Genomic DNA, 24,403 nt, shown 5'->3' on the forward strand with positions numbered 1-24,403 from the left:
GTGTTCAATAATCTAGTAATTCATCATCTTCAAAGTTTCTAATACTTCCACCCTTATTCTCATTAAGAAACTCACTAATTTCTTTCTTGCTCAAGCCAAGCTCCTTAGCGTATTCAATCAACTCCTGCCAGTCCATTTCAGATAAGTTCATATGTTCAACCCCTTCAAAGCATTGAATTTGTCGTAATCCTCAGCCACCTCATTACCCCACCAATGGAGATACTTTTCAGTAGTCTTTACGCTGGTATGTCTAAGCACCTTAGACAGCGTCGAAATGTCTCCTCCATTCTGAATCCATTTCTTTGCAAAATAGTGTCTGCATGAATGAGCTGAACAGCGTGTTTGCGGAAACTCCATAATCTCTGCTAGTCTCTTAAACCAACACTTAAGACCATTAACAGAAAACTGCTTATTTTGCTGAGTAACGAATACATAGGGAGATAATTCGCCAAATTTGTTCAAGCAATATTCTTTCCAGAAGCTCAGCTCCCTTACCAATGCTTCTGAGAGTGGAACAGTTTGCTCCTTTCTGTTCTTGCCAAACACCTTTAAGTTACGCTCAACAAGGTCTATGTCTGACCACTTCAATGAGGTAAGCTCAGAAGCCCTCAAGCCAGTACCAATAAGTGTGAGAAAAATAGTGTGGTTTCTTATTGCATAAAGAGTGTCCTCTCTCCTTTTGATTCTTCTGAGATAGGACAAAATCTCTTTAACTTCACTGTCTGTGTAGGTATTAATACGAATATCCTCTTTAACCTTCTTAATGGAGTCAGCTGGGTTGCTTTCCATAAGGTCCTCACTCACAAGGAAATTAAAGAAGGCTTTCAGCTGTCTATGTTTCGTATTAAGTGAGGTGGGGTTATTGTTCCTTTCATTCTTGCAATAGGAGAGAAAACTCTTTACCGTCCTAGTGTTAATATCTTGGATTCTCTCCAGATCATTCTCTTGAGCCCAGCTCATGAATGTATCAAATAACATTTCATAAGCCTTGATAGTCGTTTTAGACAAGTTCTGATAATCACGCTCGATAATAAACTCCTTCATGGCATATCTGATAAGCACAAAAAAGCCACCTTTCTAATGAGTTTGCTTACTCAAAAGAAAAGTGGCTATTATGTAAAGTCGTGGGGTGAAAACTCGTGGAGTCTGTACCCGACCATTTATCACTTTTTGGTTCAAATAGTTGGCATTACTAGCTTTCTGAGAACTGACCAGCTTCCTTCTCTGCCAGTTTGGTAAGTAAACTTTCCTTTAATTTCTTAAAGTGTCCTTACACCTTGCTATATAAAGGTTTACAATGTTTTTTCTTCATATGTAATAACCGGTAATTACCTATAAATATCTATATTGTATGACCAAAATATGACCAAATTGTCAGCAGCAGTGTTTGCCATAACTCTCTATTTATAATACAAAAGAATTTAGTCGTCATAGCTGTCATAGCTGTCATTTATCAATATGGATTTTTTATCTTAAAAGAGAAACCGGTCCTTTCCAATTAGATCGTATCATGTAACTTGATGAAAAGAACTAAGGGATCCTACCTCGATTAACGAGAATTGATTTCAATATATCTTTGTATAACCTTTTAGCGACAGCCCAGTAATTTAATAATATCAACAGTTTTGAATGAATCTTCTTTTAAGCAATCGTTAAATCTTAATTAGCAGAAATTACACTATATCTATTTTGTTTTCCCATCCATGAACTAAGATCACCTCACTTCAATCTCTTTGAAGAAACCCGGCTACTTTCTCGAAGATTATAGTCATCAGGGTTCCAATAATAATCATCCCAGTTTTAATTAATAAAATAGTACTTAAAACTCCCGGTTCTATGTGAGATTTGTTTTTGTTTGGTTTCCATTTTATAGAAATGGATAAGTATTGTAGAATGATAATATATTAGACAGGATATGGATATATACGGAAAAGATAAAAGTAGCTTTTATTATCAACGGGATACTTGCACTCCTTATTTCAAACTTTACGCCAACGGTGCCTTGGCAGAAAATTAAAGTGACCAAAGTATCTACTTAATTTTACTTATATGGAGTTTAGTAATGGGGTTATTGACTTCAAAAGCAAGTCACCTGGGATGTTTCTGGTTGATTCTATTTTTATTACATGGGTTTCAATCCCATCGGGTTACAGTGAAGATTGAATTTAGCTACGTAATAATACAGTTTAAGAAGTAGTCCTATTTTTTGGAAGGTTTTTTATGGAAATAATTTGTTCTATGAGTTTTAGACAACATTAACATTCTAATTTACATCGGCAACACTAGTAATATTATAAAAACGATCAAGAAAGGGATGGGGATAAATGGAAGGACTTTTAATTCTACTCATAGGGCTTATAGTTGGTACGATAATAGCTTTATTACTACTTTTAATTATCCCTAAGAGAAAAAAGAATAGAATCATAACAGGGATTATTATTACTATAGTTTCTCCTGTTATCCTTATCCTATCTTTTTTAGGTTTGGGAGGCGGAATTGGAGGAGGAGTCTTTGCAGGACTTTTCGGATTCTGTATGTTTTTTGCAGGTATCGTAACTGTAATAATTGGATTTTTCACAAAAAACAGGATATAGCTACAATAGGCACGGGGGATTTTATCATCACACCACACCTGGAAACCCACAAAATTAATAGCACTACAGAAATTTAACTTATATATATTTCCAATTGTTTCAAAAAAAGATCACTAAAACCATTTTTTAAACCTAAGGCAGTATTCCCTAAGCGTCTATTCTTGTGAATAATCGCTTTAGTTGTTTACGATTAGATATTGAGATTTTTCGAACCTGAGTGTAATTAATAATTAATTTAACGTCTTCCTCATAACAATTCTATTCTCATTCATTTCGTAATTCTTCTTTATGTAAAAACGCTCAGCAAGTCCATCATTTGAAGTAAGCAAATAAATGCTTGAAACCTTATCCTCACTTAGCTGTTCTTCTAGAAATTCTAAAAGCATAGAGCCCAATCCTTTTCCTTGTATATCATTTTTAATACACAATTCAGCAATATAAAATACAATCTCTTGTGGTTTGCGCTTCTTGTTTCCACCAATGAACCCAACTAGTTCACTACCTTGATATAACGTTAATCCTAAAAACTTAGGAGTGTTATACATATCTGTAAGCCTTTCCCGTGCAATATCGTACGACCATTCTTCATTCCAGGGCTTGGAGTTAAAAACTTTAATGTACAAATCAATACAATCTTCAATTTCGTGCCTTGAAAGCGACCTTATCACATTATTCATATTTGTTTTCTCTCCTTCACTTAAACTAATTTCATTCCTCAAGGAAAGCCCCTGTTTATGTAAAATTCGATATCGAGATTTCGCATTTAAAATCTCAAAGGATAATAGTGTTAATAATCCTCTCATTTGTAGTTCAATCATTTATATATATCCACAAAAACAACAGTATCGTCTGCGGAATTGACGACCAAGATAATTTCTTTGGAAAAGGAGGAAAAAGCTCTAATCGCGATTGAATTTTTTAATTCTTCTTCTAGTATCCATCCAGAGGTTCTTAAGGAAAATGGCTCACCACTTTTTAGAAAAGAACTATCAATGAAGTCCATGACCCTATCAAAGTTTTGAAGGGTAACAGGTTGTATGTATTCACAATGAACTTTATAATATTTAAGATTTAATCCATGTTTCGGAATCTTATATAGCTTATTGGTTCGATAAATATCATTTATTATGCTGTCTGGTGATTGTTCATCTAGTGCTTTATTTAATAGTTCTTGTGAATGAGTCTTTAGAAATTTAAGGTTGATTGTTGTAATATTATCATTCGTTTTTATCAATTGTACTTTGTGAAAATGTGGCGCGATTTCATTTAAGATTACATTCAACGAAAACTTTGTAGGAGTAGGTAGGGCTATAAGGAAGTTAATATTAAATATAATACCTGATGAAGCAATGAATAAAAAAACATCCGAAATTTCATAGATATCCTTAGTCTCGCTTAATCTTTCTATCTTTATATCACTATGAATATCCTTACTTTTATTCATAACAGGTTCCTCGATTTCTGTCAGCCATTGGAACATACATTACTCACCTCAGAGGTTGAATTTTTTAAAAATGAAACATTAGCTAACTTTAATAATGGGGCGAGGGGCATGATAACACCTGAGTTTTGGTACTTAGTGTAGCAAGTAGATAGAAAAACGTAAACAAGACCACCATGTTCAAAGTGAACAAGAAGGACTCTGCCAGTTTTTCATATCAAATTAAGGGATAAAAATAATGACACTTTCTATGAACCCATATTCACGCGAGAAAATTGAAGTCGTTGGGGACATTGTTTACGGAAACAGGAGTGGATCTTCACCTTACTACTCGAACCTTTAACAAAGCATTATTCTTTTTAATAATCTCCCCCGTGAAGAATCGAAATCAAAATAATACTTTGTCTTTATCCCTGATGTAAAATTACCCACCAAAGGAAAAACCGAGTAAGAAGAGAAGAAATATTAAAAGGAATATTATACCAATGATAAGTGTAATAACAGGTACTACTTTCTTTTCCATTTCTTTATTTAAGCTTTTTATCCCAAGTATGATGCCAACTATGCTTGTAAATGGAGTGAATTTAATGAATTGAACCATAGCTCCGAAAAAGTTAACAGACATCATTCGTTTCAGAATTGCACCCATTTCTTGAATAAACAATAAGTAGCTGGCTGATTGAAGAAACCTCAATCTACATCCATCTTATAATCTCTTTTTAAAACAAATAATTCGATTTGCTTCACTAAATCCCAATTTAAGATGCATTGCTAAGCTTTCTTCATTTTCTAATTCACAGTCACTTGCAAACTCATGACAACCTTTTTTCTTTGCCCAATTCTCACAAGCACTAACTAATTTTTTAGCATAGCCTTGTGTACGAAAGGCTTCTTTTATGTAAAGTCCTTCTAAATATCCTACCGGACTTGAACTTGTCCCTTCCACATAATCGTATCGCAGTTGGCATTGTGCAAACCCAATTGCTTCACTGCTATGATAAGCTAAAATCGCCGTTGCATCAGGCTGAGCAATAAGGTGCATTATTTCTTGTATAAATTCCTCTAAAGTGTGATCTGGCCAAAGCAGTAAAGCAAGGTGAGCAGCTTCTTTTACTTCTGATATTGTCGCCTCTTTTAGCATATAGAACCTCCAAATTAATTCTGCACATTACTTAAATAATCGATTTACGATTACTCTATTTGATCTCTAACTTAATTATCATGAAATGGTTTCGGTCTTACTTCTATATTTCAAGATAAGATTACCTGAATAACAAATAGCAACCACCTAAGAATACAATGATTAAGAGGCTTATAAAAATACTTTTAATAATGCGTTTTTCTTTGGTCTTAGGAATGAGTTTCCTCTCAATATATCTCCAAAACCCGCCGGTAAAAAGTAGACTCGCTAGCGCAAGAGTTTGACCCATAGAGTCACCTATCATTATCAACCTAAGTCCAGTGAGAATAAAGAACAAAACACCTATATAACCTATCGTCAAATAAAAATGCATCTGTTTCTTTTCTTCGGACAAAATAGTGCACTCCTTCGCTATTTAACATTATAGAAAGAATGTAGGTTCCTATTATTTGTTACGGTGATTCCAATTATTTCAAAATTATATCAATTACTCAACTATAGCTAGAAAACGTTCAGAAATAATATCACAAAATCAAATCTTCAACTAACTGCCCGCTAGCAAAAAAGCGATTGTTCATATTGAACAATCGCCTCCCTTTAGCGGAAGACTTGATTCCGAGATATCTTCCCCATCAACCATATTTTAAAAGGACATCTTCAATCAGTTTAGTGCCCTCGTTAGAACAAGATTCTACACTAGTCGAATATAGTTATTTATTTTTATGATTTTTGATATTCCTTATATAAATAGCTCCCTCTTATAGGGAGCTATTTATATAAGGAATTTTCTCTAAAACCTTTCCCAGTTTAATTTTTATTCTTTTTAGCCCTATAGTGTCTTTTTGCTTTTTCTCTATTCCCACACACATCCATAGTGCACCACTGCTTACTCTTATTTTTTGTATTATCTATAAAAAGCCAATTACAGGCATCACTACTACACTGCTTAACTTTTTTTATGTGATTGCTTTCAAGGAGGTTTTTAAACGAATGAACTACAGGGTATAGTAAAGACTCTAAATCTCTATTAGTCGAATATCCCTCTACTATATCACCAGATTTATCTATTCTAATTTCCAATGAACTATTTGCTCTCTTAAGCCAATTATTAAATATAGTAACGTCTTGTTCATTAACCTCTCTTGCATTGATTAAAGCTGTAACAATGTTATACATTGAAAACCGTAATTGAATTATATCTTCAAAAAAACTCTCATCACTATTATTTAGATCAGCAGAAAAGTTGTTTCCTATATTCAAGTGACTTGCCCAATCAATGAAATCGCTAACATTAAATAACCATTCTTCAACGATTTCTCCATTTTTATAGTTTGCAGTATTAATGAAATCTAAGCCTAGATTACCACCACTTACGATTCTAATATTACCTGCATTACTTACAGCCACAAAATCCCCCCAATTCTAACTTGCTAATTACATTTTAAAAGGTTATACTATAACCGTCAAAAATATATTTAGGAGGTTATAATTTGAGAGAGGTAAAAATACTTGAAAATAGTCTTCCTCCTATCTCTATAATAGGAATGATGACTTTAGCTGTAGGGTACGGATGGGCTAGGTATGGGTACGGATTATTGCTTCCTGAATTCAAATCAACTTTTAACCTAGAGGTTGGTACTCTGGGGTTATATCTAGTTTATCTTATGCTGCGTACTTAATCGGTGCCATACTTGTAATGTTTCTTGTCTCAAAGTTTGGTCCTAAACCATTTATACTTTCAGGAATCTTCCTTGGTTCAGTTGGATTATTAACTGCTTCTATAACCAATAATCGCTTAATTTTCTCGTTAGCATGTATTATAGCCGGAATGAGTCCTGGTCTTTCCTGGTCACCTTTTTCAGATAGTGTAAGTCGTCATGTAAGAATATCTTTACAAAAACGCTCGTTAGCAATTATAAGTACTGGAGCATCATTGGGTTTGGGGGCGATAGCTCTCTTATACATTTTACTTGACGGAAGTTGGCAAACTACTTGGATTATTGGATCCATAGTAGGGTTTTTATTAATGATATGGGCTAAATATTATATCCCTGCCGACCATATTATAAAAAATTCCCATAGTGTAAATCATAAACTTGGGTTATTGAAACTTATTAATAGTAACACTATCTCATTATTTATGGCATGTATTCTATTCGGCATCACTCAGGCAACCTATTGGACGTACGCCGCAGATTTTGTTCAACAGCTTTTTAGTTTTAATAACTCTAATGCGATATTCTATTTAATTACCGGTACTGGTGGCCTTGCTGGTCTATTCGCTGGTGACTTAATAAGGTTATTTGGATTTAAGAGATCACTGTCCATTACAATTTTAGTTTATGGCTTCAGCATCTTCGTTTTATTTTACTCGCATTCTTGGATATTCATTTGCATCTCAGGGTTCTTATTTGGGGTGACATTTATGCTTTATGGAGCATACTTGCCTATTTGGAGTTCAGAGGTCTTTAAACACTATCCTGCTAAAGGGTTTAGCTCAAGTATTCTTGTTATGACAGTTGGAACAATAATTGGACCAGCATTTTTGGGAAGCACGATAAACTTTATTGGTTACAAGTGGATATTCTTAATTTCATCTATACTGGCGTTAGTGAAATTGTTTTTTATTCCTAAGACCATTGAAAATTAAAAACGCAAGCCAAATAACTACGCCCAACACGAATTAAACTCTGAAAAAGTTTAGTTTTACTATTAACCAAAGAAGGACTTCCAATTTTACGGAAGTCCTTTTCGAATTTACTGACTTATTAAACTAAAGCCCCCCGTTTCTGGAACACTCGACTCCGAGATATCTTAATGTATATAAAAACCAAATTTTGCTGCGCTTACGATTTATCTACTCGATTACTTAAAATAATTTGAGTAATAGCAAATATAAATATGCAGGCAAGATATACGCCAACATTTAGAACTTCTGCAAGTAAACCAAATAATATAGTAATTAGTCCCACTATTATTAAGAATATACCATTTAACTTTCCGAATTTTTCTTTATTCTTTACACTACCCTCTGTGTAACCCGCTATTAAACCATACTTCTTTTTCTTCCAAACAAGGAACCCCGAAATGATCATGCTTAAACCTATCAATGTAAAAATAATTATTCTAGCAAGCATTGTTATCCTCATTTCATTGTTAATGAATTTTCTACACATAATATTGGAACCAAGAACCTACCCTAGTATTGTATAATCGCCCCAGATACGCACTCCTACACAAATAATCATGTACCCTAATAAAACTATTTCTTCCTTTCCTCCTCAAATTCTTTTTAGATTTAGAAAATAAAAGTGGCTTCCTCTAATTGGAGAATTGCCCCGAATACAGGAAGACTTGATTCTGAGATATCTCTGATTAAATCTTTAAATAACCCACCCTTTGCTAGAATAATAAGGCTATTTTTTATAACACGTTTTACAGTAAACTGTCTCTGAATATTTACTTAATACTTTATCTAAAACTCCAACAGGCATTTTTTTCTCATCTGGAAGTGTAATTTGGACAAAGATTTCATCTCCTGATCCTCCTTTAGGGTCTTATGTGTAGATACGTTTATTGACTGGTGAGAGTTTCACATTTGTTAAACTAACGTGCCCATCAGAAAAGAAGCTAAAATTTCACAGGTGCCATATGTAAAAGAGCGAGTATTCTATTGAGTAATCGCCCCATATAGTTGAAGACTTGATTTCGAGACATCTTGTAGCAAATATTAAAATATCCCACACGTTTGCTTAATAAGCGCGATTAAGAATTGCAGATAATCAACCTATATAATTTAGCAATTTTCCCTTCGTGCTTATCACCTTTTCCTACCTCAAATTCTTCAACAAATTTAAAGCCGTTATTTTTCAATATTCTTTCAGAACCAATGTTTTTAGCAAGACAGCAAGTATCAAACTTTTCTAATCCTAATTCATTTACTCCGAATCCAATTGCTTTCTGTGCCGCTGTTGTTCCAACCCCTTTATTCCAAAAGGGTATTGCCACCCAATAATCAAGTGCTCCCGTTCTATCATTATCTTTTCTGACGGAAATACTCCCTGCAAATTCTCCATTACATAAAATAGCAAAAGGGTAATGTCTTCCTTTTTTATATTCTTCTATAACAAATTCATACCACTCTTTTGCTCCATCTTTTGGATATGGATGAGGTATATTTGTGGGATCAGCTACTTCTTTTTTAGATATGTACTCTTGAACAAACGGTAAATCCTTTTCTTCAATAAGCCTTAATCTTACTTCATCCACTTAAATCCTCCTCCTTAAAACTTTAATTATCCTTAAACAATTTGTTATTAAATAATACTGCTCAGTTAGTTCAATATTTTCGTCTGAAATGGGAACCAACCATTATTTAAGATTAGCCCCTTATCCGGAAGACTCGATTTCGAGATAAATTCAAATATGATTGGATTTCTACCTACATCGAAATAGTGAGATACCTCTATTTTCCTCTTCAATTCCAATACGTATATTTCCTCCTACAGTCAAATATATCTGGAACTTTCATAGATTATATCCAAGTTTTATATGTTAAGGTCTATCATAGTTCAAAAAAATGAAAAATATTGAAACTTTTCAAAGGGCTGCTCCCTCATATAAATAAGGAGGTGACACATTGGTGCACAAAAAGATAGTAAAAAAAGCTATCAAAGGTAATGCAGATGCCTTTGAATCATTAATTAAAGAACAAAGAGAAAAACTTTATAAAACGGCTTGGCTCTATGTCAGAAATAAAGAGGACGCCCTCGACATAGTACAGGAATCTGTTACCAAAGCCTTTGTGTCTTTAGCTCAGTTAAAGAAGCCTGAGTTGTTTAACGCCTGGCTGATGAAGATTTTAATACATACGGCTTATGATGTCCTTCAAAAGAAAAAGAAGGTTGTTCTTACGGATGACTTCTCTAACTTTCAAGGGAAAGAATCCATAGAGGTAGAAGAAAAAATTGACTTAATTTCAGCGATTACTACCCTTGATTACCATTACAGAACGGTTATTATCCTATTTTATTTTCATGACCAGTCCATTCAAAGCATTTCTGAAATCATGGATAAACCAGAAGGAACCATTAAAACGTACCTTCATCGTGCCAAAGGTGAACTAAAAAAGGTGTTAGGGGGAGTGAATATCGATGAAAAAAGATTGGTTTGATGAACGTTGGAATTCAATCGAAGTCCCTGAAGAAGAGTTAGACAAGGTCATTACAAACGGCATTCAAGCAGGTAAAAAAGAAACTCCCAATAAAAAGCATTGGAAGTTACCTGCCATGGTCTCATCGGCTGCTGCTTCGCTGGTCCTTGTCTCTGGATTAGTTTTTTCACCCATAACCGAAGTCCTTGCGAAAGTCCCTTTATTAAAAATTGTTTATGATGAAATTTCCTTTCCTGTCGGGAGTGAATTATTCAGTAAACAGTTAGTCACAGAACTTAATGAAACAGCCACAAGTAACGGTGTAGACGTAACCATAACCAGTGCTTATTATGACAACACCCTACTTGGTATTACGTTTAAAGTAACATCCGACCAGCTTTCAATAGAGGCTATGGACAGAAAAAACAGTCCACAAGCTGGTTATAGTTATTATTTATTTGATGGAGATGAACAAAATCAATGGGGTGGTTCCATGAGTCAATTAAAAGAAACAGAGGAAGGGTTTGTCGGATCCATGGAGTTTCAGCAACGCAAATCCATAGGCGAGGACTTTACTCTGCCGATCACCTTTACTTCCATCCTAGGTAAGAAAGGAACATGGAAATTCGACATCCCCATTGAACAAAGAACTCCAGAAAAAATAAAAATAGACGAACATGCTACCACAACCAAAGGAGACTATTCCTTTAGTCTTAATTCCATAACCAAAGGAGAAGCTACGACCATTCTTAATTACACAACCACCCGGCCACCAATCGGAGAAGATGACCGCTTTAGTCTTGACGTGGTGGATGCCCAGGGAAACCAATTGGAAAAAAGGAGCATCGGTAAAACATTAGATGTAAATGAAACCAAGGGATCTATAAAAGTGAAGGAGCAATCTCTTTTAACAAGTACACTTAACGAGAAAGATGACTATATTGTGATTCATCCTAAAGTAAGCAGAGATGAATTTGATACGATACAACCTTTCCAGAAGACTACCTTTGAAATCCAGAGCAAGCGATTTGGATACAAAATAGTGGTAGAAAATGTTCAAATGAACCATCGACAGTTAACAATTGATTATTACCTTAAAAATGTGAACCAAGAAAAATTAAAGAAAGATAACTTTCTTAATTTCGCCAACCAAATTAAGCTTATCCGGTCTGAAGACGTAATTGCAGAAGGAGATGGTCAAGCTCAGTATGAAGCTTTAAAAGACGACTCACTTATCTACGGTAATAATGGAAAAATTATTAATCAAGGTGAATTGCATTTACAGTCAACATTTAAACTTGAATCAAATTTCGATCTCAAGGAATATTCGCTTATGGTTCCCTTTGGAATTTTCAGTTCGAACGCTCCAATAGAATTGGATCCTATTAAAGTTGATATTTCTTCTTGATAAATGTTCCATTCAAAAAAGCAGCGCAACTTCTGAATTCAGGAGTTGCGCTGCTTTTTTGAAATAAGATGTTATTTTAGAAAAGCCCAAGATACGGGAAGACTTGATTTCAAGATAATTCACCATTAATTCCAATTCTTAAACTACTTTTACCGACGCTATTAAAAAATTATTGAAGTAACTAAAAATGGTGAACCGAATATGCCAATCACCATTCCTAATCTCCTGTCTCCTCTATCACCTTTATCTTTTGAAGATACATTTGATTCAGATTTTCTAATAAAAGTTTTCATAAGGAAAGCAGAAATTAACGCTGCCCCAAAACCGATGCCGTACAATATGTAGTGTAATTACAGTAAGTGAAAATGCAGGACAGCTGCTTTTAACATCAGAGCTTTAAAGTTATGTGAATGAACGTAAGTTTACGGTTCACTTGTGGTTACTGCCATAAGAGTCTACCACTTCTATAATGTTTTATTACCAGCGATTGCCACCAGGTTTACCACTTATCGTCAATGCATTTACCAATGATAATCGTTAGGAAAATACAGATTTACAAAGCTCAAGGAATTAGGCTTTTGATTTTTCCATATACGCTATCACTTAACTGAAAATGTTAAGTCACTCTGTTCGCTCATTCATTGTCTAACGATTTACAAACTTCGTTCACCTAGGTGTTCTGAGAATCGTAATAGATAACCCTCGGGGTCTTGGACTAAAAATTGATGAACCCCAACTTCCTCACCCCTTTACTATACCATTTTTCTTCTGAATCCATGAAAAGAGGTCATTTTCTCTGCGTTAAATGGTCGATGATAGCATCGGTCGAATCAACCGTAATTTGGATATTAATACCCCTACCATAAGGATAATCTAGTTCTCCTGTTATCCAGTTTCTAGATACCCCTATCTGTTCAAGCATAGTGTGGTCATTTCCAGCTGTTACATAAGCGAATCCTTCTTCCCTACGTTCATACAGTATTAAAAAGTCACATAAATCACACCAGAAATTCAGACTGGTTTCTATATCTGTTATAAGTAATTATGGTACAAGTGCTAGTTCAATCATAATGAATAAATCCCTTTTCATAATTCCCAAACGGGTACGTACTATAGCCCGATTGCGGAAGACTGGTACTTTTATAATTTGTCAAAATTGTATAACATTTTGTTTTTCAATAACTATGTTTTTTTGTCTTTAATCATTCCGTATAAAGTGGTTAACAATTTGCCATTCAGTGGTACACTTTTTGTCATTCAAACTATATTGACCAATATTGACCAATGGGTTTGCCATATAATCTGATAAACACAAGTTTCTAGTCCTTCACTACTTTTTTACGGGTCACTCTTATTATAGTTTGTCGGGTGAGCTTAGAGTAAGGAGAAACGCCAAGTCGGACGCAATTCAGGGCTTAGCGTACATTTTCGTTAAAATGTTGGCAGTACCCCCTATCTCCTCAGAACAACGTCATAATCAACTACCGCTAGCGGCCAGTACTGCCGCGAGACCTTCTTGTAGATCCTTAACGAAATACTCGGGAACCTCCAGTGATGGGAAATGTCCCCCTTTTTCAGGCGACCTCCACCTGACGATCTGTCGGTATCGCTCCTGTGCCCAAGTGCGCGGACACTTCTCGATGTCGCGGGGATACATAGTGATTGATGAGGGGACATCGACCCGAAGTTCGGGGTCGAGCGAGTTGACACCGCCGTGGCTTTCATAGTAAATGCGCGCCGACGATGCGCCGGTCCGCGTCAGCCAATACAGGGTGACGTCGTCAAGAACGCGGTCTCTTGAAATCGTCTCGAACGGGCTGTCTTCGGTATCTGTCCACTCAGCGAACTTGTCAAGGATCCACGCGAGAAGCCCCGCCGGTGAGTCGACGAGCGAGTAGCCGATGGTCTGCGGTCGGGTTGCCTGCTGCTTAGCGTACGCCGCGCGTTGGCTCCAGAATTCACTGGTTTCCTCGGCCCATTTGCGCTCGGTCGCCGTCAGCCCATCCGTTGTCAACCCGGGTGGTGCCTGCGCCAACGTTGTGTGGATGCCGAGAACGTGTGCCGGGAACCTGCCTCCGAGGACCGTGGTGATTACACCACCCCAGTCGCCTCCGTGGGCTACAAACTTGCTGTAGCCGAGCCTCCCATCAGTTCCACCCATGCAGCCGCGATCTTTTCAGTTCCCCACCCGGTGGTGGCCGGCTTGTCGCTGTAACCAAAACCTGGAAGCGACGGGACTACGACGTGAAAAGCTGGTGCGTCTGCGTTTTTCGGATCTGCCAGTTCGTCTATTACATGGGTAAACTCAGCAATGCTGCCTGGCCAGCCGTGCGTCAAGATTAGAGGAGTGGCATCTGCGCGGGCGGATCGTCGATGCAGGAAGTGGATTCCCAGATCATCAATGGTCGTGCGGAACTGGCCGATCTGGTTGAGGCGCGTTTCAAATGAACGCCACTTGTACCCGGTGCGCCAGTAGTTCACGACGTCCATGAGTTCAGCAAGAGGAACGCCCTGTTCCCATCGATAAGGGTCTGGCGCGGTGCGGTAAACCGTCTCAGCTTCCGGCAATCGTGTTGCGGCCAGTCGCACGCGCAGGTACTCGAGGTCCTTGTCGGTTGCGTGGGCTTCGAATGGTTGAACGTCGCGGTCATTCTCAGCATGATAATTAGAAAAAATGTATGTCATCTTGATTTTACCTCCGTTTATATAATTTAAGGCTAGTTAGAAAAGTTGTGTTATTGTCAGTGGCAAATTGTTAATCCGTTCCTGCAATCCTCTGGTCATGTTGCAGGAAGCCGTAGACTTGGCCGGCCAAAGCCAACACCTTCACGATCGAACACTTCCCAGAGATATTCGAGATCCGTGACAAACCTGAAAAATACACCGAATCAGCGATCCCTCTCAATATACCTACATTCAATGTCAGTAGTCGAAAATTCTTCATTGAACAAAGAACAGAAAAGGGAGATGCTCGACTCTCTATAAACGCACTCGATCCATCAATTCTTTCCTTACACATACTTGATGACCTGGGGTCATCTCACTAAACAAGAAAATCGTACGTTAAGAAATACATTGCATAAAAATGTCAAAAATCTATTCTAAATCATCCATGTAGGATCACGGTCAGACGATCACGCGGTAGAGAAGATGAAAAACTCCGCTTAGGAAGCGGCGCTCAACGAGCAGATCGAGCCATATGTGAAGGTTTTACGACAATGCACGCTTACCCCCACCCTAGACGACGTGATTAACAAGCAGATGACATTCATCGATCAGTCCCTCGCTCATCGCCTGCGCAGCAAGCTCGGAGCCCCCACTCGTAATGTTGGCTTCTGAAGATTCTTTAGTCCTGGTGCTTGGAGACGACTGAAGTGTCTATTGGATATACGATCTTCTCAGCAGCTCTCCAAATCTGCGCGAATTCCCGTATTTCCATCAGTTAATCGCCTTTTTTGACGCTCGCCGTCTCCCAGTACAACATCGATTCGTACATTCGACGTTCGTATAGGTAGGTGCCAATCGGCCACTGGAAATCAGTCCAAAACGAAAACACCTCGTTATCGGAGATCTACCACTCGATATTGCCGTGCTCACCTTCCATGTAACCGTCCAATGATAGGTTAATAGGGTAGATAAGTTTAACCATTTCAATAACGCCCTCCAATTTTGAGAGGTTGGCAAGTGACTTTATTAATTTATGCAGACCCCCGCGGGAGAAGGGAGGAGGCAAGACCCCGCAAGGCTTACTTGAGGAGGCTTGCCAGTTCCCCCTCAAGAAAGCTAATCCTTCCCCAACGACCCTTCACTCTCACAAACCCCTCGAAATCGAGTCCTACGCAATACTGCCCGTTAGTGCTTATGCCCATAACAATTTTTTTATCCAATGGTCCCCTTTCAAAAAATACTTTAATCTAAGATGCTGTCTTTTTTCATCTGCTTGCCAAAATTCAACCTCATTAGCCCTAACTATGTAAAGGGCCCAAGAATCAGAAACTTCCAAAGGATTATTTTCCAAATTAGACAGTTGATCTGACAAAGCCTCCTCAAAGTCACTTTGTTTTACTAAGATTGAGCTTTGTTTACCAATTAAAGAAATAGCACGCGCTACCTTTCCACGGTTCAAAAAGTCTTTAACGTTTGTTTCTTTATCCATCTTTATTGCATTACCACGTATTCTAATTTGTCGACCAATTAATGACCAATAAAAGTTCAAGGAAACATTAGAGGTAGTCATTAATTGTTTACCTTTTTCACTATTAGTACTAGTAGAAAAATACCACCCTTCTTCATCAACATCTTTAAGTATAAGTACTCTCGAATCAGGATTGCCATCTTTATCTACTGTAGAAAGAGTCATTGCATGAGGTTCATGAATATCATGATCATATGCAACTTGAAACCAATTTAAGAATAATTCGTAGGGAGAATCAGGAGTCTCTTGGACTTCAAATGTTGGGAAAGGACCTAAGAGTGTTTTACTGTTTTGAATTTTGTTCCTGACGTGATTCATAGTATAGAACAACTCCTTATGCATTATTATATTAGAGAGACGATTCCTTAGTCTTATAATCTGACCGTTTATTGAAGACTTCTTACCAAGAATTAGTTAGATTCTATGCTAACGAACCCGTTATTTTCACTATTTACGACCTTTATTACATGTGTTATTTTACCTCTTGTTTCTAAAATCACCACCGACTACCCCACTGATGATAGCTATAGCTACTGCTATCCAAATCCAAAAACTCAAATTACCAACCTCCATTAATACGATAAGTTAACTATAATAGATTAATTTCTATTTAAGATTTCTATTTATTAACTCGAAGCCGCGACTTCCTCCTTCCAGGGCAATGCATCAGAGGACAAATAAACATAAGAGATAGCCGATTAATGAGTTTTCACCCCTTCAAACGGGTTTTTTTGTGCGCAAAACTTCAGATTAATCGAAACATCCCTATGTAATTATAGAAGGAAAGGCTCCAATTGTTGAAAAAAGACATTTAATAAGAAAAATTTACTATATTGGATTAAATCTCATCTATGATCTCAGGCTATCCACTTCTTGGAGATTCCAGTTTTTAGACATAATATTATTGGAATAACATCTGAAAGAAAATTCCTACTTACCGAAGTGCACCCAATGCTCTACTCCAGTTGATTACCTGACCCATCATGGCATGGAGCGTTTTTTCTTGATAGGAAGCAGGTTTAAACTTACTGAAATTCTCAAAATCGGTAAAGAGAGAAAGCCGGACCTGAGCACGTACGTCAGCAACCTGAATCTCAGCCATCATCATTCGAAGATTTTCAACGGCAGTCGTAGCACCAGCAGCCCCGTATCCGACAAAACCAGCTGCTTTATTATTCCATTCCTTATACAAGTAATCGATCGCATTCATAAGAGCAGGTGAAGTTGCGTGATTATATTCAGGTGTTACGAAAATAAAACCATCAAACGTATCTATTTTTTCCGACCACGCCTTAGTATGTTCCTTTGTGTACTCCCTGATGCTGCGCCCTTTGGTTCATCAAGCAGTGGCAGATGATAATCTGCAATATCTACGATTTCAAAAGTAGCATCGTTACGATGACTCGCAATTTCATATACCCACTGGGCGACGGCCATACCATTCCGACCTGGCCGTGTACTTCCAAGAATAATTGCTATTTTACTCATTTTTAAATACCTCCAATAAAAATTTTGCTTTATTATGCGAAACCATTTTGATATTCAATATTTGTCAACAGTGTTCGTCTACGTCTTGAGTCATACCCTGCCTTGTTTCTCTAAAAGGACATAACTTTTGCTGGTTTGTCTTCACTTCACATCGGCTAATGTCCCCCGTATTTACTCCCATATAGACTACTTCACTTAGAGCCCTCTATGACAACTATTTTACTCTGATGATAACTGCTCAACCTCAGGATGTTGCTGTACATTAGAATAATGTTTATCCTTTTTGCTAAATTGAGAATGGTAAAGCAATAACACGACAATCAATAAACCTGCTAATACGATATAAATATTACTGAAAACGAACGCTTCGGAATGTGTGTTCAATGGGTTTACTGTAAAACTCGCACCCATGTCTACAACTTTGCCGTAAACAGCTCCTGAAACAGAACCAGCCATAAAATTCAACATTTGAAAGAAGCCCATACCAACACCGGTTTCTCGCTTCGCTAATGTTCTAGATATAGAATTGGCCAATGCCACAAGCACAAACGCTTGCCCTAGGTCTCCTAGTACTAAAATGACAGCTATATTAATAGGCCCTAATCCAGCAAAAGTGGACAACAAAATAAAACTGATAAGCAGAAATGTGCACGCCATGAAAAAAAGAATGGGATTTCCTCTACGATCTGCCAGTTGACCACCTTTTCTACTCAATAATGCGGTTATAACAGCTCCTGGTATCATGACAACACCAATCCACTCAGCGGATAAATGGTTGACACTTGATAACAACAAAGGACTTAAAAATGGGAGCGAAAAGCCACTTGCACTAGCTAAGAAAGTAATCAGCAACCCCAGTGAGTAACGTTTATTACTAAACAGACCAGGTTTAACAAAAGGTTCTGCGGTACGGTTGATTCTTAAAAGGAAGAAGAAGAGTAAGGTCATTGTTCCAAGCAAAAGCAGCCATCCGCCTTCTGTAACGGACAAGAGTAAAAGTGCCACAGATCCCCCAAAAGCACCCCGCCAATCCAGTCAATACTTCCGCTGTTTCTTTCCTCATCATGTAAATACTTCCTATAGAGTGGGAGTAGAAAAAGCGTAAATAGAGGCAAGCAGAATAACCACCGCCAATCCGCCACACTCGTAATAAAAGCAGGAACAATAGGTCCAAGAACCCTTCCTAGAGCCAAGCCAGCAGCAACCATCCCTAATGCCCACCCCCGCCTTTCCTGCGGAAAATAGCGAACAGGTATAATCATAGCTGCAGCTGGAATAACAGCAGCTCCAATTGCCTGCACAACCCTTCCAAATAGGACCATCCAATAAGCTTGAGCTACTAAACCAACCAGTGAACCCATTGCAAACAAACTCAGGCCGAATGTTAGTAAATTTTTTAGTTTATAGATATCAGACAGCTTTCCATAAATAACTGTTCCGATTCCATAAATCAGCATATAGACCGATGATACCCAGCTAACCTGTGCATACGAAAGGTTTAAATCCGATGCTATCTCAGGAAGCACGATATTAAACATCGTGGCGCTCATAACAGAGATAACAAGTGTCAATACGAGTATGCGCATCAACTTTTCATTTGTTTGGTCCTTAGCATCATGCGGCATTTCTCATACCTCCTTAATAACAACACCCAAAAAGACCGTCACTACTGACTGACATTAATTCTTTTAAAAATGACTAGGGGGTTAAACCCCTAGCAAATACGGATACACTATTCTCTATCAAGCTTTCAATGGCAATAGAATCTAATATTGGATCTTCATTCATTCTTCCAATTGCTATCCCATAATTCATATAAAGAAAAGCTACAGCCTGTTTTTCAATATCTGTTTCTATGATCTTACCGTTGTTATACATCTCTTTGAAATATTCGGTTAGGAATTCTTTTAACTGTTGAGGATGCTTGTGTGTCTCTTCCTGAAAACCTGGAAGGTTATCGCGTTCTCTTGAACTAATTTGGACCAACTTTCGATTCTCATACATAATACGATGATAGTTCTGACAAATCATAATCAAGTCTATATGAAGATCCCATACGAGCTCCTTACTAAAAAGTTCTCTCATTTCGACTCCATAGTGATAGCGGTGAAAAGCCGCCTCTAATAAATTTTGCTTACTTTTAAAATGTCTAAAAAGCGTTTTCTCGCTAAACCCAGCTTTTTTGGCGATTTCTTCAGTTGACACACCATTGTACCCTCTTTCAGCTATAAGGTCTATGGCTGCTATCATAATCTTCTCAGAAGTATCCTGTTTTTTATTTACTTTCATTTGCATAACCTCAATTATAAAAAATGTCAGTCATTAGTGACTAACACAAATGTAAAACATTGCTTTCTCATTGTCAAGGGGGATCTGCAATTTTGAAAATGATTTAAAAACCTTGTATATGGAATGTTAAACAACGTTATTACAACTCTTAGAATCAGATCTTCCAGATAACTGTCCCCATTCGTAGAAGATTGAAATGGGGATTAAATCAATTTCGATTTGTAAGATAGATTCACCTCTTACGTTCACCAAGATGTTCTGAAAATCGCAAGAGATAGCCATCAGGGTCTTGGACTAGAAATTGAAGGACACCAACTTCTCCATCTCCCCTACGATACCATTTCTCTTCTGGATCCATGAAAAGCGGCCACCCATTTTGTCTCAATCGCTGGATTATTAAATCGATGGAATTTACCATTATTTGAAAATTGACGCCTCTACCATAGGGATGATCCATTTTTTCAGTTGTCCAATTTCTTGAGAGACCTTTCTGTTCAAGCATTACGTGAGAGCTTCCGGATTTTATATAAGCAAAGCCTTCTTCTCTCCGTTCGTAACGTATTGAATATCCACATAAATCACACCAAAAATCCAAACTTGTTTCTATATCGGTAATGAGTAATTCTGGAACAAGATCCGGAGCTACATTAATATTATTCAAATTTAAAAACCTCCTAATATATTTCTGAAGTTGTTATAATCCAGCATCTCAAAATAATTGAAAGCAAAAATAATAGCAACAGTAAAAATCACCGATGTTCATTTCGTTATTATTTGATTAGAAATTTATCTTATTATGCCAATTATTCTGTACTAACCCTGTATTTCATAGATTCTTCCTACTTGTCCATATGTACTTGAAAATGCTTATTAAATCCTTTTTTTCCTTTATCCGTGATTTTCACCGCACGAGTGGATGGTATTCTTGCAATCCAACCTAAATCAAAAAGTCGTGTCATAAGTCCTTGACCTAAGGCTCCTGCTAAATGATGATGCCGTTCACTCCAATCTAAGCACGCTCGTGAAAATGAACGACGTTTTTTTCTTAATTTAGCTACATCAAGGCCGAAATCCGTTAAGAATTTTTCTCCTTTTTGTGTTACAACAAATAGATCATTATCCTTTTCCAACAAATCATTTTTTACCATTGAATCGGTAAGATCTACCCCTAAACGGCCTGCCAAATGATCATAGCATGTTCTTGCCTGGTAAAGAGCCTTTGCTTCAGTAGATTGCTTGAATGAACGCACTTCAGATGGTCGTGAAATAGAAAGAAAGGATTCCAATATAATTGCTACTTCTTGATTAGACAGTTGATAATAACGATAGCGACCATGTTTTTCGAATATTACAAGATTGCCCTCCACCAATTTTGCAAGATGAAAGCTAGCAGTCTGGGGTTTAACTGAAGCCATATATGCCAATTCACTTGCCGTATGAAATCGTCCATCCATTAGACTAGTTAAAATCGTTGCACGTGATGGCTCCCCAAGAAGAGAAGCTATCTCAGCCACATTTGGATTTACAGCCATCTGAATTCATCTCCTATTTGTATTTCATATTTCGATCATAGTTGAACTATCCTTCACTTACAATGGATATAAGGAACAAAGATACATCAAAATCTAGCACCTTGAAAGGAGCCTTTCACTATGAGAAACAAAGATCGAGCTTTAAAGGTAGAAAACTTTCACCAACTTCATCGACAGTCATCAACATTCGTCCTTCCAAATGCATGGGACGCCGTAAGCGCAAAGATGTTCGAAGAAAGTGGTTTTACGGCGATTGGAACAACAAGTGCTGGAATTGCAGCTGCATTGGGATTTAAGGATGGAGAAAATATCCCACTTCAAAAAATGATCGACGTCATTTCATCTATAGTCGATTCTGTCAATATCCCTGTCAGTGCAGATATTGAATCAGGGTATGGCGGAAACGTTAAGGAGGTCGTGGAAACAGCGAGAAAAATAATAGAGTCTGGAGCCGTCGGTATAAATATCGAAGACGGTACAGGAAACCCTGATCGTCCACTATGCGATCTTTCCTTACAAATGGAAAAGATAGCAGCTATTAAAAGGCTTTCAGATTCCAAAGAGGATGGCACATTGTTTATTAATGCACGTACGGATACGTACTGGCTCAACATTGGAGATCCTTCAACACGATTAGCAGAGACTATTAAACGTGCCAAGTGGTTTGAGGAATCAGGAGCAGATTGTATATTTATTCCTGGTTTATTTGATCGAGAAATCATTCAAAACCTCAGGAAAGAAATTTCATGTCCCATTAATTTATTGGCTGGATCCGAAATACCCTCTTTACCCGAGTTATCCAATATTGGGATTGAAAGACTCAGTTGTGGGTCAGGACCATTTAGGGCAACCGTAACCTTGTTAAAAACGATTAGTGACGAGATCATGAACCAGCAAACCTTTCATCGTATGACGGATGGTGTTCTGTCTTATGAAAAAGTCTCCAAAATAATACAATAAATATAATTTTCTGACATAAACTTCCAAAAAATACCATAGGAAAAGCCACCTAAATTAAGTGGCTTTTCCTATATTGCCAATAGTACACTTACTAAACATTCGGTATACTATTCCGCAAGTCTACTGGTCATTGTCATTAAAGCTCCCATCCTCTTTCTGTAGATCATGTAGGTAATCGTCTAAACGATCGAATCTATCCTCCCAGATGTAGCGAAAGGAGTTAAGCCAAGTGTCAAGTTCTTGGAAAGGTTCACCTTTCAGTTTGTAGATTCTACGGTTGGAAATTGCATCTACCTCTACAAGTCCTGCATTCATTAACACACGCAGATGCTTGGATGTTTGTGGTTGATTGAGTTCAAGATTCTCGGCAATTTCCCCCACGGAAAGAGGGCCCTTTTTCAACAGTTCTACTATGTGTAAACGGTTCGGTTCAGATAACGTCTTAAATGTCTTATTCATGGTCGTCTCTTCTTTCATATCTGATTTAAGTGATACATTGTTTACCGCACGACTTTTAAGTGCTCCTCCAAATTATTTATTGTTTGTTTTAGCCCTTCCATCATGCCCATATCCATTGTCGCTTTAAGATCTAGAACTGACGGCAATTGTATATTGACTGTAAGTTTGGTTTTTCCATTGTTTTCAACGAATGTTACCGTAGCAAGATGTTCAGGCAGAGGGCTTTCTACTGGATTAGCTTTTTCATCTGATAAGGTGCTAGTATAGACAATCTTCTCAGGTTCGATGATTTCCTTATATACACTTCTAGACCAGTGTCTCTCACCTTCTGGAGATTCAAAACAGTAGTGCCATATCCCGCCTGGTTGAAGATCAATTGTGCATACAGGCATCGTAAACCCAGCAGGTGCCCACCATTGAGATACATGTTCAGGATCCGTGAAGGCCTTAAAAACGAGATCTCGTGGTGCATCAAATACACGTTCCAGAGTAAAATCTTTCTCCCCAACATTTGTGATGATGTTTCCTGATTCATGATTTTTTGCCATAATAAATCTCTCCTTATGGATATTTGACACGTAACCTACAACCTTTTGGTGAGGGTGTGTCATCTTATGTTCAAATATACACCATAAGGAATATTCCTGTAAAGGAATATTTAATAATCAAATATTCTAAAACATTGACTACTTTTCCATTAAGAACTAAATAGGAAAAGGACGCCTCCTATCTATTTAATAATGGCGCCCTATAATTGAATACCTATAAAACTAATGAAGCTTTTTTAAAAGCTTCATTTCCCCGCCCAAGTCCTTTGAATTTTACTTAGGGATACAATTGCTTTATATGAAATGCATCATCCAAAGCTATACTCTATAGTTCAAGTACTGATGAGCTTTTTCTCCTGGTATCAGTCTATATATATCTTGTTCTGATTTTGCTATTACCTTTTAAATCCACGATGAACATATAAGTATTCTTGATTTGTATCCTTCCAATTTTGAACCGTCTCAGATGCATTAGTGATGAATTAACAATATTTTTATTTATTACAGAATTTTTCGAAAGGATTTTTAGAAATGAAGTACAGTTCATTAATCACACAAATAATTAACGGCTTACTTATCGTGCTATCGTTTTTGTGGACTTTTATCTTTATTCAACACTCTGGATCCTTGACCTGGAAGGGAATTAAGCTAGTAACTCAGAGTAATTGGTTAGGTGTTTTTTCAACTTGGACTGGTTTAGTTGCTTTTACACTTTTTGTACTCAAGGCAAGGCAAAAGAAACATTCACATCTATTCCAATCCCGCCCTACCAAGAGGATTTTTCAATATGTGTACTTCCATCATATTTTATTTGGCGTAACGACTTTTTTTACGGCACTTGCTCATGGCATCTACTTCCTCCTACACTTCAATGACGATATTTGGAAAGTAGCATCAGGGTGGATAGGTCTTGCATGTTTAGCTGCGCTGGTATTAGTAGGTATTAGAATGATAAAGAAAGAAAAAAAGCGAAAAGTTCTTCAAATTCATCGTTGGTTAGGGATTTTGTTTACATTTAGTGTGTTTTTGCATGCAGGAGGCTGGCAAGTAACCTTTTTACTTTTCATTACTATGGTGTTCATCGGGATAATCATCATTAAAAAAGTTAAAACATATCTTTTAAGGTAAGTGCATTAAGATTGGTTATATATTGTAGGTAAATAGTACAAATCACCTCTTATTCAATTAATAATGTA

General features: G+C 37.2%; 24 protein-coding genes and 1 pseudogene. 6 read left to right on the forward strand and 19 right to left on the reverse strand.

The window, feature by feature from the left end:
* Positions 1-4 precede the first annotated feature (4 nt).
* Positions 5-151, reverse strand: a complete 147-nt coding sequence (gene sinI, locus MUN89_RS17880; RefSeq protein WP_244709133.1) for a DNA-binding anti-repressor SinI — start codon at positions 149-151, stop codon at positions 5-7.
* Positions 148-1,044, reverse strand: coding sequence for a tyrosine-type recombinase/integrase (locus tag MUN89_RS17885; protein WP_244709135.1), 897 nt, complete (start codon positions 1,042-1,044; stop codon positions 148-150). The genes sinI and MUN89_RS17885 overlap by 4 nt, the downstream gene beginning before the upstream one ends.
* Positions 1,045-2,324: 1,280 nt before the next feature.
* On the opposite strand from MUN89_RS17885, the gene MUN89_RS17890 reads away from it, so the two are divergent.
* The gene (locus tag MUN89_RS17890; protein WP_244709137.1) at positions 2,325-2,594 is read left to right on the forward strand and encodes a hypothetical protein; all 270 of its coding nucleotides are present in this window, start codon (positions 2,325-2,327) and stop codon (positions 2,592-2,594) included.
* Positions 2,595-2,824: 230 nt separating this feature from the next.
* Here the strand turns inward: MUN89_RS17890 and MUN89_RS17895 are convergent, their stop codons facing one another.
* The 4 genes from MUN89_RS17895 to MUN89_RS17910 all read right to left on the reverse strand — a co-directional run bounded on the left by MUN89_RS17895 (position 2,825) and on the right by MUN89_RS17910 (position 6,583).
* Positions 2,825-3,271, reverse strand: a complete 447-nt coding sequence (locus tag MUN89_RS17895) for a GNAT family N-acetyltransferase (protein WP_244709138.1) — start codon at positions 3,269-3,271, stop codon at positions 2,825-2,827.
* Positions 3,272-3,408: 137 nt separating this feature from the next.
* Entirely contained in the window at positions 3,409-4,038 is a 630-nt protein-coding gene (locus MUN89_RS17900; RefSeq protein ID WP_244709140.1) for a hypothetical protein, read from the reverse strand.
* 703 nt (positions 4,039-4,741) lie between these two features.
* A complete protein-coding gene (gene aac(6') / locus MUN89_RS17905) occupies positions 4,742-5,176 on the reverse strand; it encodes an aminoglycoside 6'-N-acetyltransferase (protein ID WP_244709142.1) in 435 nt (144 codons plus the stop codon).
* 807 nt (positions 5,177-5,983) lie between these two features.
* Complete coding sequence (locus MUN89_RS17910; protein ID WP_244709144.1) at positions 5,984-6,583, reverse strand: CGNR zinc finger domain-containing protein; 600 nt, start codon at positions 6,581-6,583, stop codon at positions 5,984-5,986.
* Between the two features lie 241 nt (positions 6,584-6,824).
* Here MUN89_RS17910 and MUN89_RS17915 point away from each other — a divergent pair, with 241 nt between their 5' ends.
* A complete protein-coding gene (locus MUN89_RS17915; RefSeq protein ID WP_256464031.1) occupies positions 6,825-7,826 on the forward strand; it encodes an MFS transporter in 1,002 nt (333 codons plus the stop codon).
* Between the two features lie 196 nt (positions 7,827-8,022).
* Here the strand turns inward: MUN89_RS17915 and MUN89_RS17920 are convergent, their stop codons facing one another.
* Together MUN89_RS17920 and MUN89_RS17925 are read right to left on the reverse strand one after the other, a co-directional pair.
* Positions 8,023-8,313, reverse strand: a complete 291-nt coding sequence (locus MUN89_RS17920) for a DUF3784 domain-containing protein (protein WP_244709147.1) — start codon at positions 8,311-8,313, stop codon at positions 8,023-8,025.
* Between the two features lie 628 nt (positions 8,314-8,941).
* Positions 8,942-9,445: a GNAT family N-acetyltransferase gene (locus MUN89_RS17925; RefSeq protein WP_244709149.1), complete on the reverse strand. Its 504-nt coding sequence runs from the start codon at positions 9,443-9,445 to the stop codon at positions 8,942-8,944.
* Between the two features lie 370 nt (positions 9,446-9,815).
* Here MUN89_RS17925 and MUN89_RS17930 point away from each other — a divergent pair, with 370 nt between their 5' ends.
* Both MUN89_RS17930 and MUN89_RS17935 read left to right on the forward strand, forming a co-directional pair.
* Positions 9,816-10,349 (forward strand): sigma-70 family RNA polymerase sigma factor, encoded by a 534-nt coding sequence (locus MUN89_RS17930; protein WP_244709151.1) that lies wholly within the window; start codon positions 9,816-9,818, stop codon positions 10,347-10,349.
* Positions 10,330-11,736: a DUF4179 domain-containing protein gene (locus MUN89_RS17935; RefSeq protein WP_244709152.1), complete on the forward strand. Its 1,407-nt coding sequence runs from the start codon at positions 10,330-10,332 to the stop codon at positions 11,734-11,736. The genes MUN89_RS17930 and MUN89_RS17935 overlap by 20 nt, the downstream gene beginning before the upstream one ends.
* 1,477 nt (positions 11,737-13,213) lie before the next feature.
* On the opposite strand, the gene MUN89_RS17940 is transcribed toward MUN89_RS17935, so the two are convergent.
* From MUN89_RS17940 to MUN89_RS17975, 9 genes and pseudogenes are all read right to left on the reverse strand, one after another.
* On the reverse strand, positions 13,214-13,897 hold the full coding sequence (locus MUN89_RS17940; protein WP_244709154.1) for a hypothetical protein: 684 nt from the start codon (positions 13,895-13,897) through the stop codon (positions 13,214-13,216).
* Positions 13,855-14,421, reverse strand: coding sequence for an epoxide hydrolase family protein (locus tag MUN89_RS17945; RefSeq protein ID WP_244709156.1), 567 nt, complete (start codon positions 14,419-14,421; stop codon positions 13,855-13,857). The genes MUN89_RS17940 and MUN89_RS17945 overlap by 43 nt, the downstream gene beginning before the upstream one ends.
* Before the next feature lie 1,174 nt (positions 14,422-15,595).
* Positions 15,596-16,249: a pyridoxine/pyridoxamine 5'-phosphate oxidase gene (locus tag MUN89_RS17950; protein ID WP_244709157.1), complete on the reverse strand. Its 654-nt coding sequence runs from the start codon at positions 16,247-16,249 to the stop codon at positions 15,596-15,598.
* Between the two features lie 616 nt (positions 16,250-16,865).
* On the reverse strand, positions 16,866-17,252 hold the full coding sequence (locus tag MUN89_RS17955) for an NADPH-dependent FMN reductase (protein ID WP_318036141.1): 387 nt from the start codon (positions 17,250-17,252) through the stop codon (positions 16,866-16,868).
* Positions 17,204-17,419 (reverse strand): NADPH-dependent FMN reductase, encoded by a 216-nt coding sequence (locus MUN89_RS22035; protein WP_318036097.1) that lies wholly within the window; start codon positions 17,417-17,419, stop codon positions 17,204-17,206. Before MUN89_RS22035 ends, MUN89_RS17955 begins: the two co-directional genes overlap by 49 nt.
* 219 nt (positions 17,420-17,638) lie before the next feature.
* Positions 17,639-19,044: pseudogene (locus MUN89_RS17960) on the reverse strand (MFS transporter).
* Between the two features lie 73 nt (positions 19,045-19,117).
* A complete protein-coding gene (locus tag MUN89_RS17965) occupies positions 19,118-19,708 on the reverse strand; it encodes a TetR/AcrR family transcriptional regulator (protein WP_244709159.1) in 591 nt (196 codons plus the stop codon).
* Positions 19,709-19,940: 232 nt separating this feature from the next.
* Positions 19,941-20,369, reverse strand: coding sequence for a bleomycin resistance protein (locus MUN89_RS17970; RefSeq protein WP_244709161.1), 429 nt, complete (start codon positions 20,367-20,369; stop codon positions 19,941-19,943).
* Between the two features lie 178 nt (positions 20,370-20,547).
* Positions 20,548-21,240, reverse strand: coding sequence for a helix-turn-helix domain-containing protein (locus tag MUN89_RS17975; protein ID WP_244709163.1), 693 nt, complete (start codon positions 21,238-21,240; stop codon positions 20,548-20,550).
* Positions 21,241-21,360: 120 nt separating this feature from the next.
* On the opposite strand from MUN89_RS17975, the gene MUN89_RS17980 reads away from it, so the two are divergent.
* Positions 21,361-22,200 (forward strand): isocitrate lyase/PEP mutase family protein, encoded by an 840-nt coding sequence (locus MUN89_RS17980; protein WP_244709165.1) that lies wholly within the window; start codon positions 21,361-21,363, stop codon positions 22,198-22,200.
* Between the two features lie 120 nt (positions 22,201-22,320).
* Here MUN89_RS17980 and MUN89_RS17985 read toward each other — a convergent pair whose 3' ends face one another.
* Positions 22,321-22,659 carry an ArsR/SmtB family transcription factor gene (locus tag MUN89_RS17985; protein WP_244709167.1) on the reverse strand — a complete coding sequence of 113 codons (339 nt, stop codon included), beginning with the start codon at positions 22,657-22,659 and terminating at the stop codon, positions 22,321-22,323.
* A gap of 41 nt (positions 22,660-22,700) precedes the next feature.
* A complete protein-coding gene (locus MUN89_RS17990) occupies positions 22,701-23,207 on the reverse strand; it encodes an SRPBCC family protein (protein ID WP_244709169.1) in 507 nt (168 codons plus the stop codon).
* Between the two features lie 531 nt (positions 23,208-23,738).
* Here MUN89_RS17990 and MUN89_RS17995 point away from each other — a divergent pair.
* Complete coding sequence (locus tag MUN89_RS17995) at positions 23,739-24,335, forward strand: hypothetical protein (protein ID WP_244709171.1); 597 nt, start codon at positions 23,739-23,741, stop codon at positions 24,333-24,335.
* Positions 24,336-24,403: the final 68 nt, after the last annotated feature.

It is taken from the genome of Halobacillus salinarum (assembly GCF_022919095.1).
Taxonomy (GTDB): Bacteria; Bacillota; Bacilli; order Bacillales; family Halobacillaceae; genus Halobacillus_B; species Halobacillus_B salinarum.

Excerpts from the sequence above, each read along its gene's own strand:
- MUN89_RS22035 (WP_318036097.1), bottom strand. The coding sequence starts at position 17,419 with ATGAGTAAAATAGCAATTATTCTTGGAAGTACACGGCCAGGTCGGAAT.
- MUN89_RS17965 (WP_244709159.1), bottom strand. The coding sequence starts at position 19,708 with ATGAAAGTAAATAAAAAACAGGATACTTCTGAGAAGATTATGATAGCA.
- MUN89_RS17920 (WP_244709147.1), bottom strand. The coding sequence starts at position 8,313 with ATGCTTGCTAGAATAATTATTTTTACATTGATAGGTTTAAGCATGATC.
- MUN89_RS17980 (WP_244709165.1), top strand. The coding sequence starts at position 21,361 with ATGAGAAACAAAGATCGAGCTTTAAAGGTAGAAAACTTTCACCAACTT.
- MUN89_RS17935 (WP_244709152.1), top strand. The coding sequence starts at position 10,330 with ATGAAAAAAGATTGGTTTGATGAACGTTGGAATTCAATCGAAGTCCCT.
- MUN89_RS17990 (WP_244709169.1), bottom strand. The coding sequence starts at position 23,207 with ATGGCAAAAAATCATGAATCAGGAAACATCATCACAAATGTTGGGGAG.
- MUN89_RS17950 (WP_244709157.1), bottom strand. The coding sequence starts at position 16,249 with ATGAATCACGTCAGGAACAAAATTCAAAACAGTAAAACACTCTTAGGT.
- MUN89_RS17895 (WP_244709138.1), bottom strand. The coding sequence starts at position 3,271 with ATGAATAATGTGATAAGGTCGCTTTCAAGGCACGAAATTGAAGATTGT.
- sinI (WP_244709133.1), bottom strand. The coding sequence starts at position 151 with ATGAACTTATCTGAAATGGACTGGCAGGAGTTGATTGAATACGCTAAG.
- MUN89_RS17975 (WP_244709163.1), bottom strand. The coding sequence starts at position 21,240 with ATGGCTGTAAATCCAAATGTGGCTGAGATAGCTTCTCTTCTTGGGGAG.
- MUN89_RS17900 (WP_244709140.1), bottom strand. The coding sequence starts at position 4,038 with ATGAATAAAAGTAAGGATATTCATAGTGATATAAAGATAGAAAGATTA.
- MUN89_RS17995 (WP_244709171.1), top strand. The coding sequence starts at position 23,739 with ATGAAGTACAGTTCATTAATCACACAAATAATTAACGGCTTACTTATC.
- MUN89_RS17945 (WP_244709156.1), bottom strand. The coding sequence starts at position 14,421 with ATGACATACATTTTTTCTAATTATCATGCTGAGAATGACCGCGACGTT.
- MUN89_RS17940 (WP_244709154.1), bottom strand. The coding sequence starts at position 13,897 with ATGGGTGGAACTGATGGGAGGCTCGGCTACAGCAAGTTTGTAGCCCAC.
- MUN89_RS17885 (WP_244709135.1), bottom strand. The coding sequence starts at position 1,044 with ATGAAGGAGTTTATTATCGAGCGTGATTATCAGAACTTGTCTAAAACG.
- MUN89_RS17890 (WP_244709137.1), top strand. The coding sequence starts at position 2,325 with ATGGAAGGACTTTTAATTCTACTCATAGGGCTTATAGTTGGTACGATA.
- MUN89_RS17985 (WP_244709167.1), bottom strand. The coding sequence starts at position 22,659 with ATGAATAAGACATTTAAGACGTTATCTGAACCGAACCGTTTACACATA.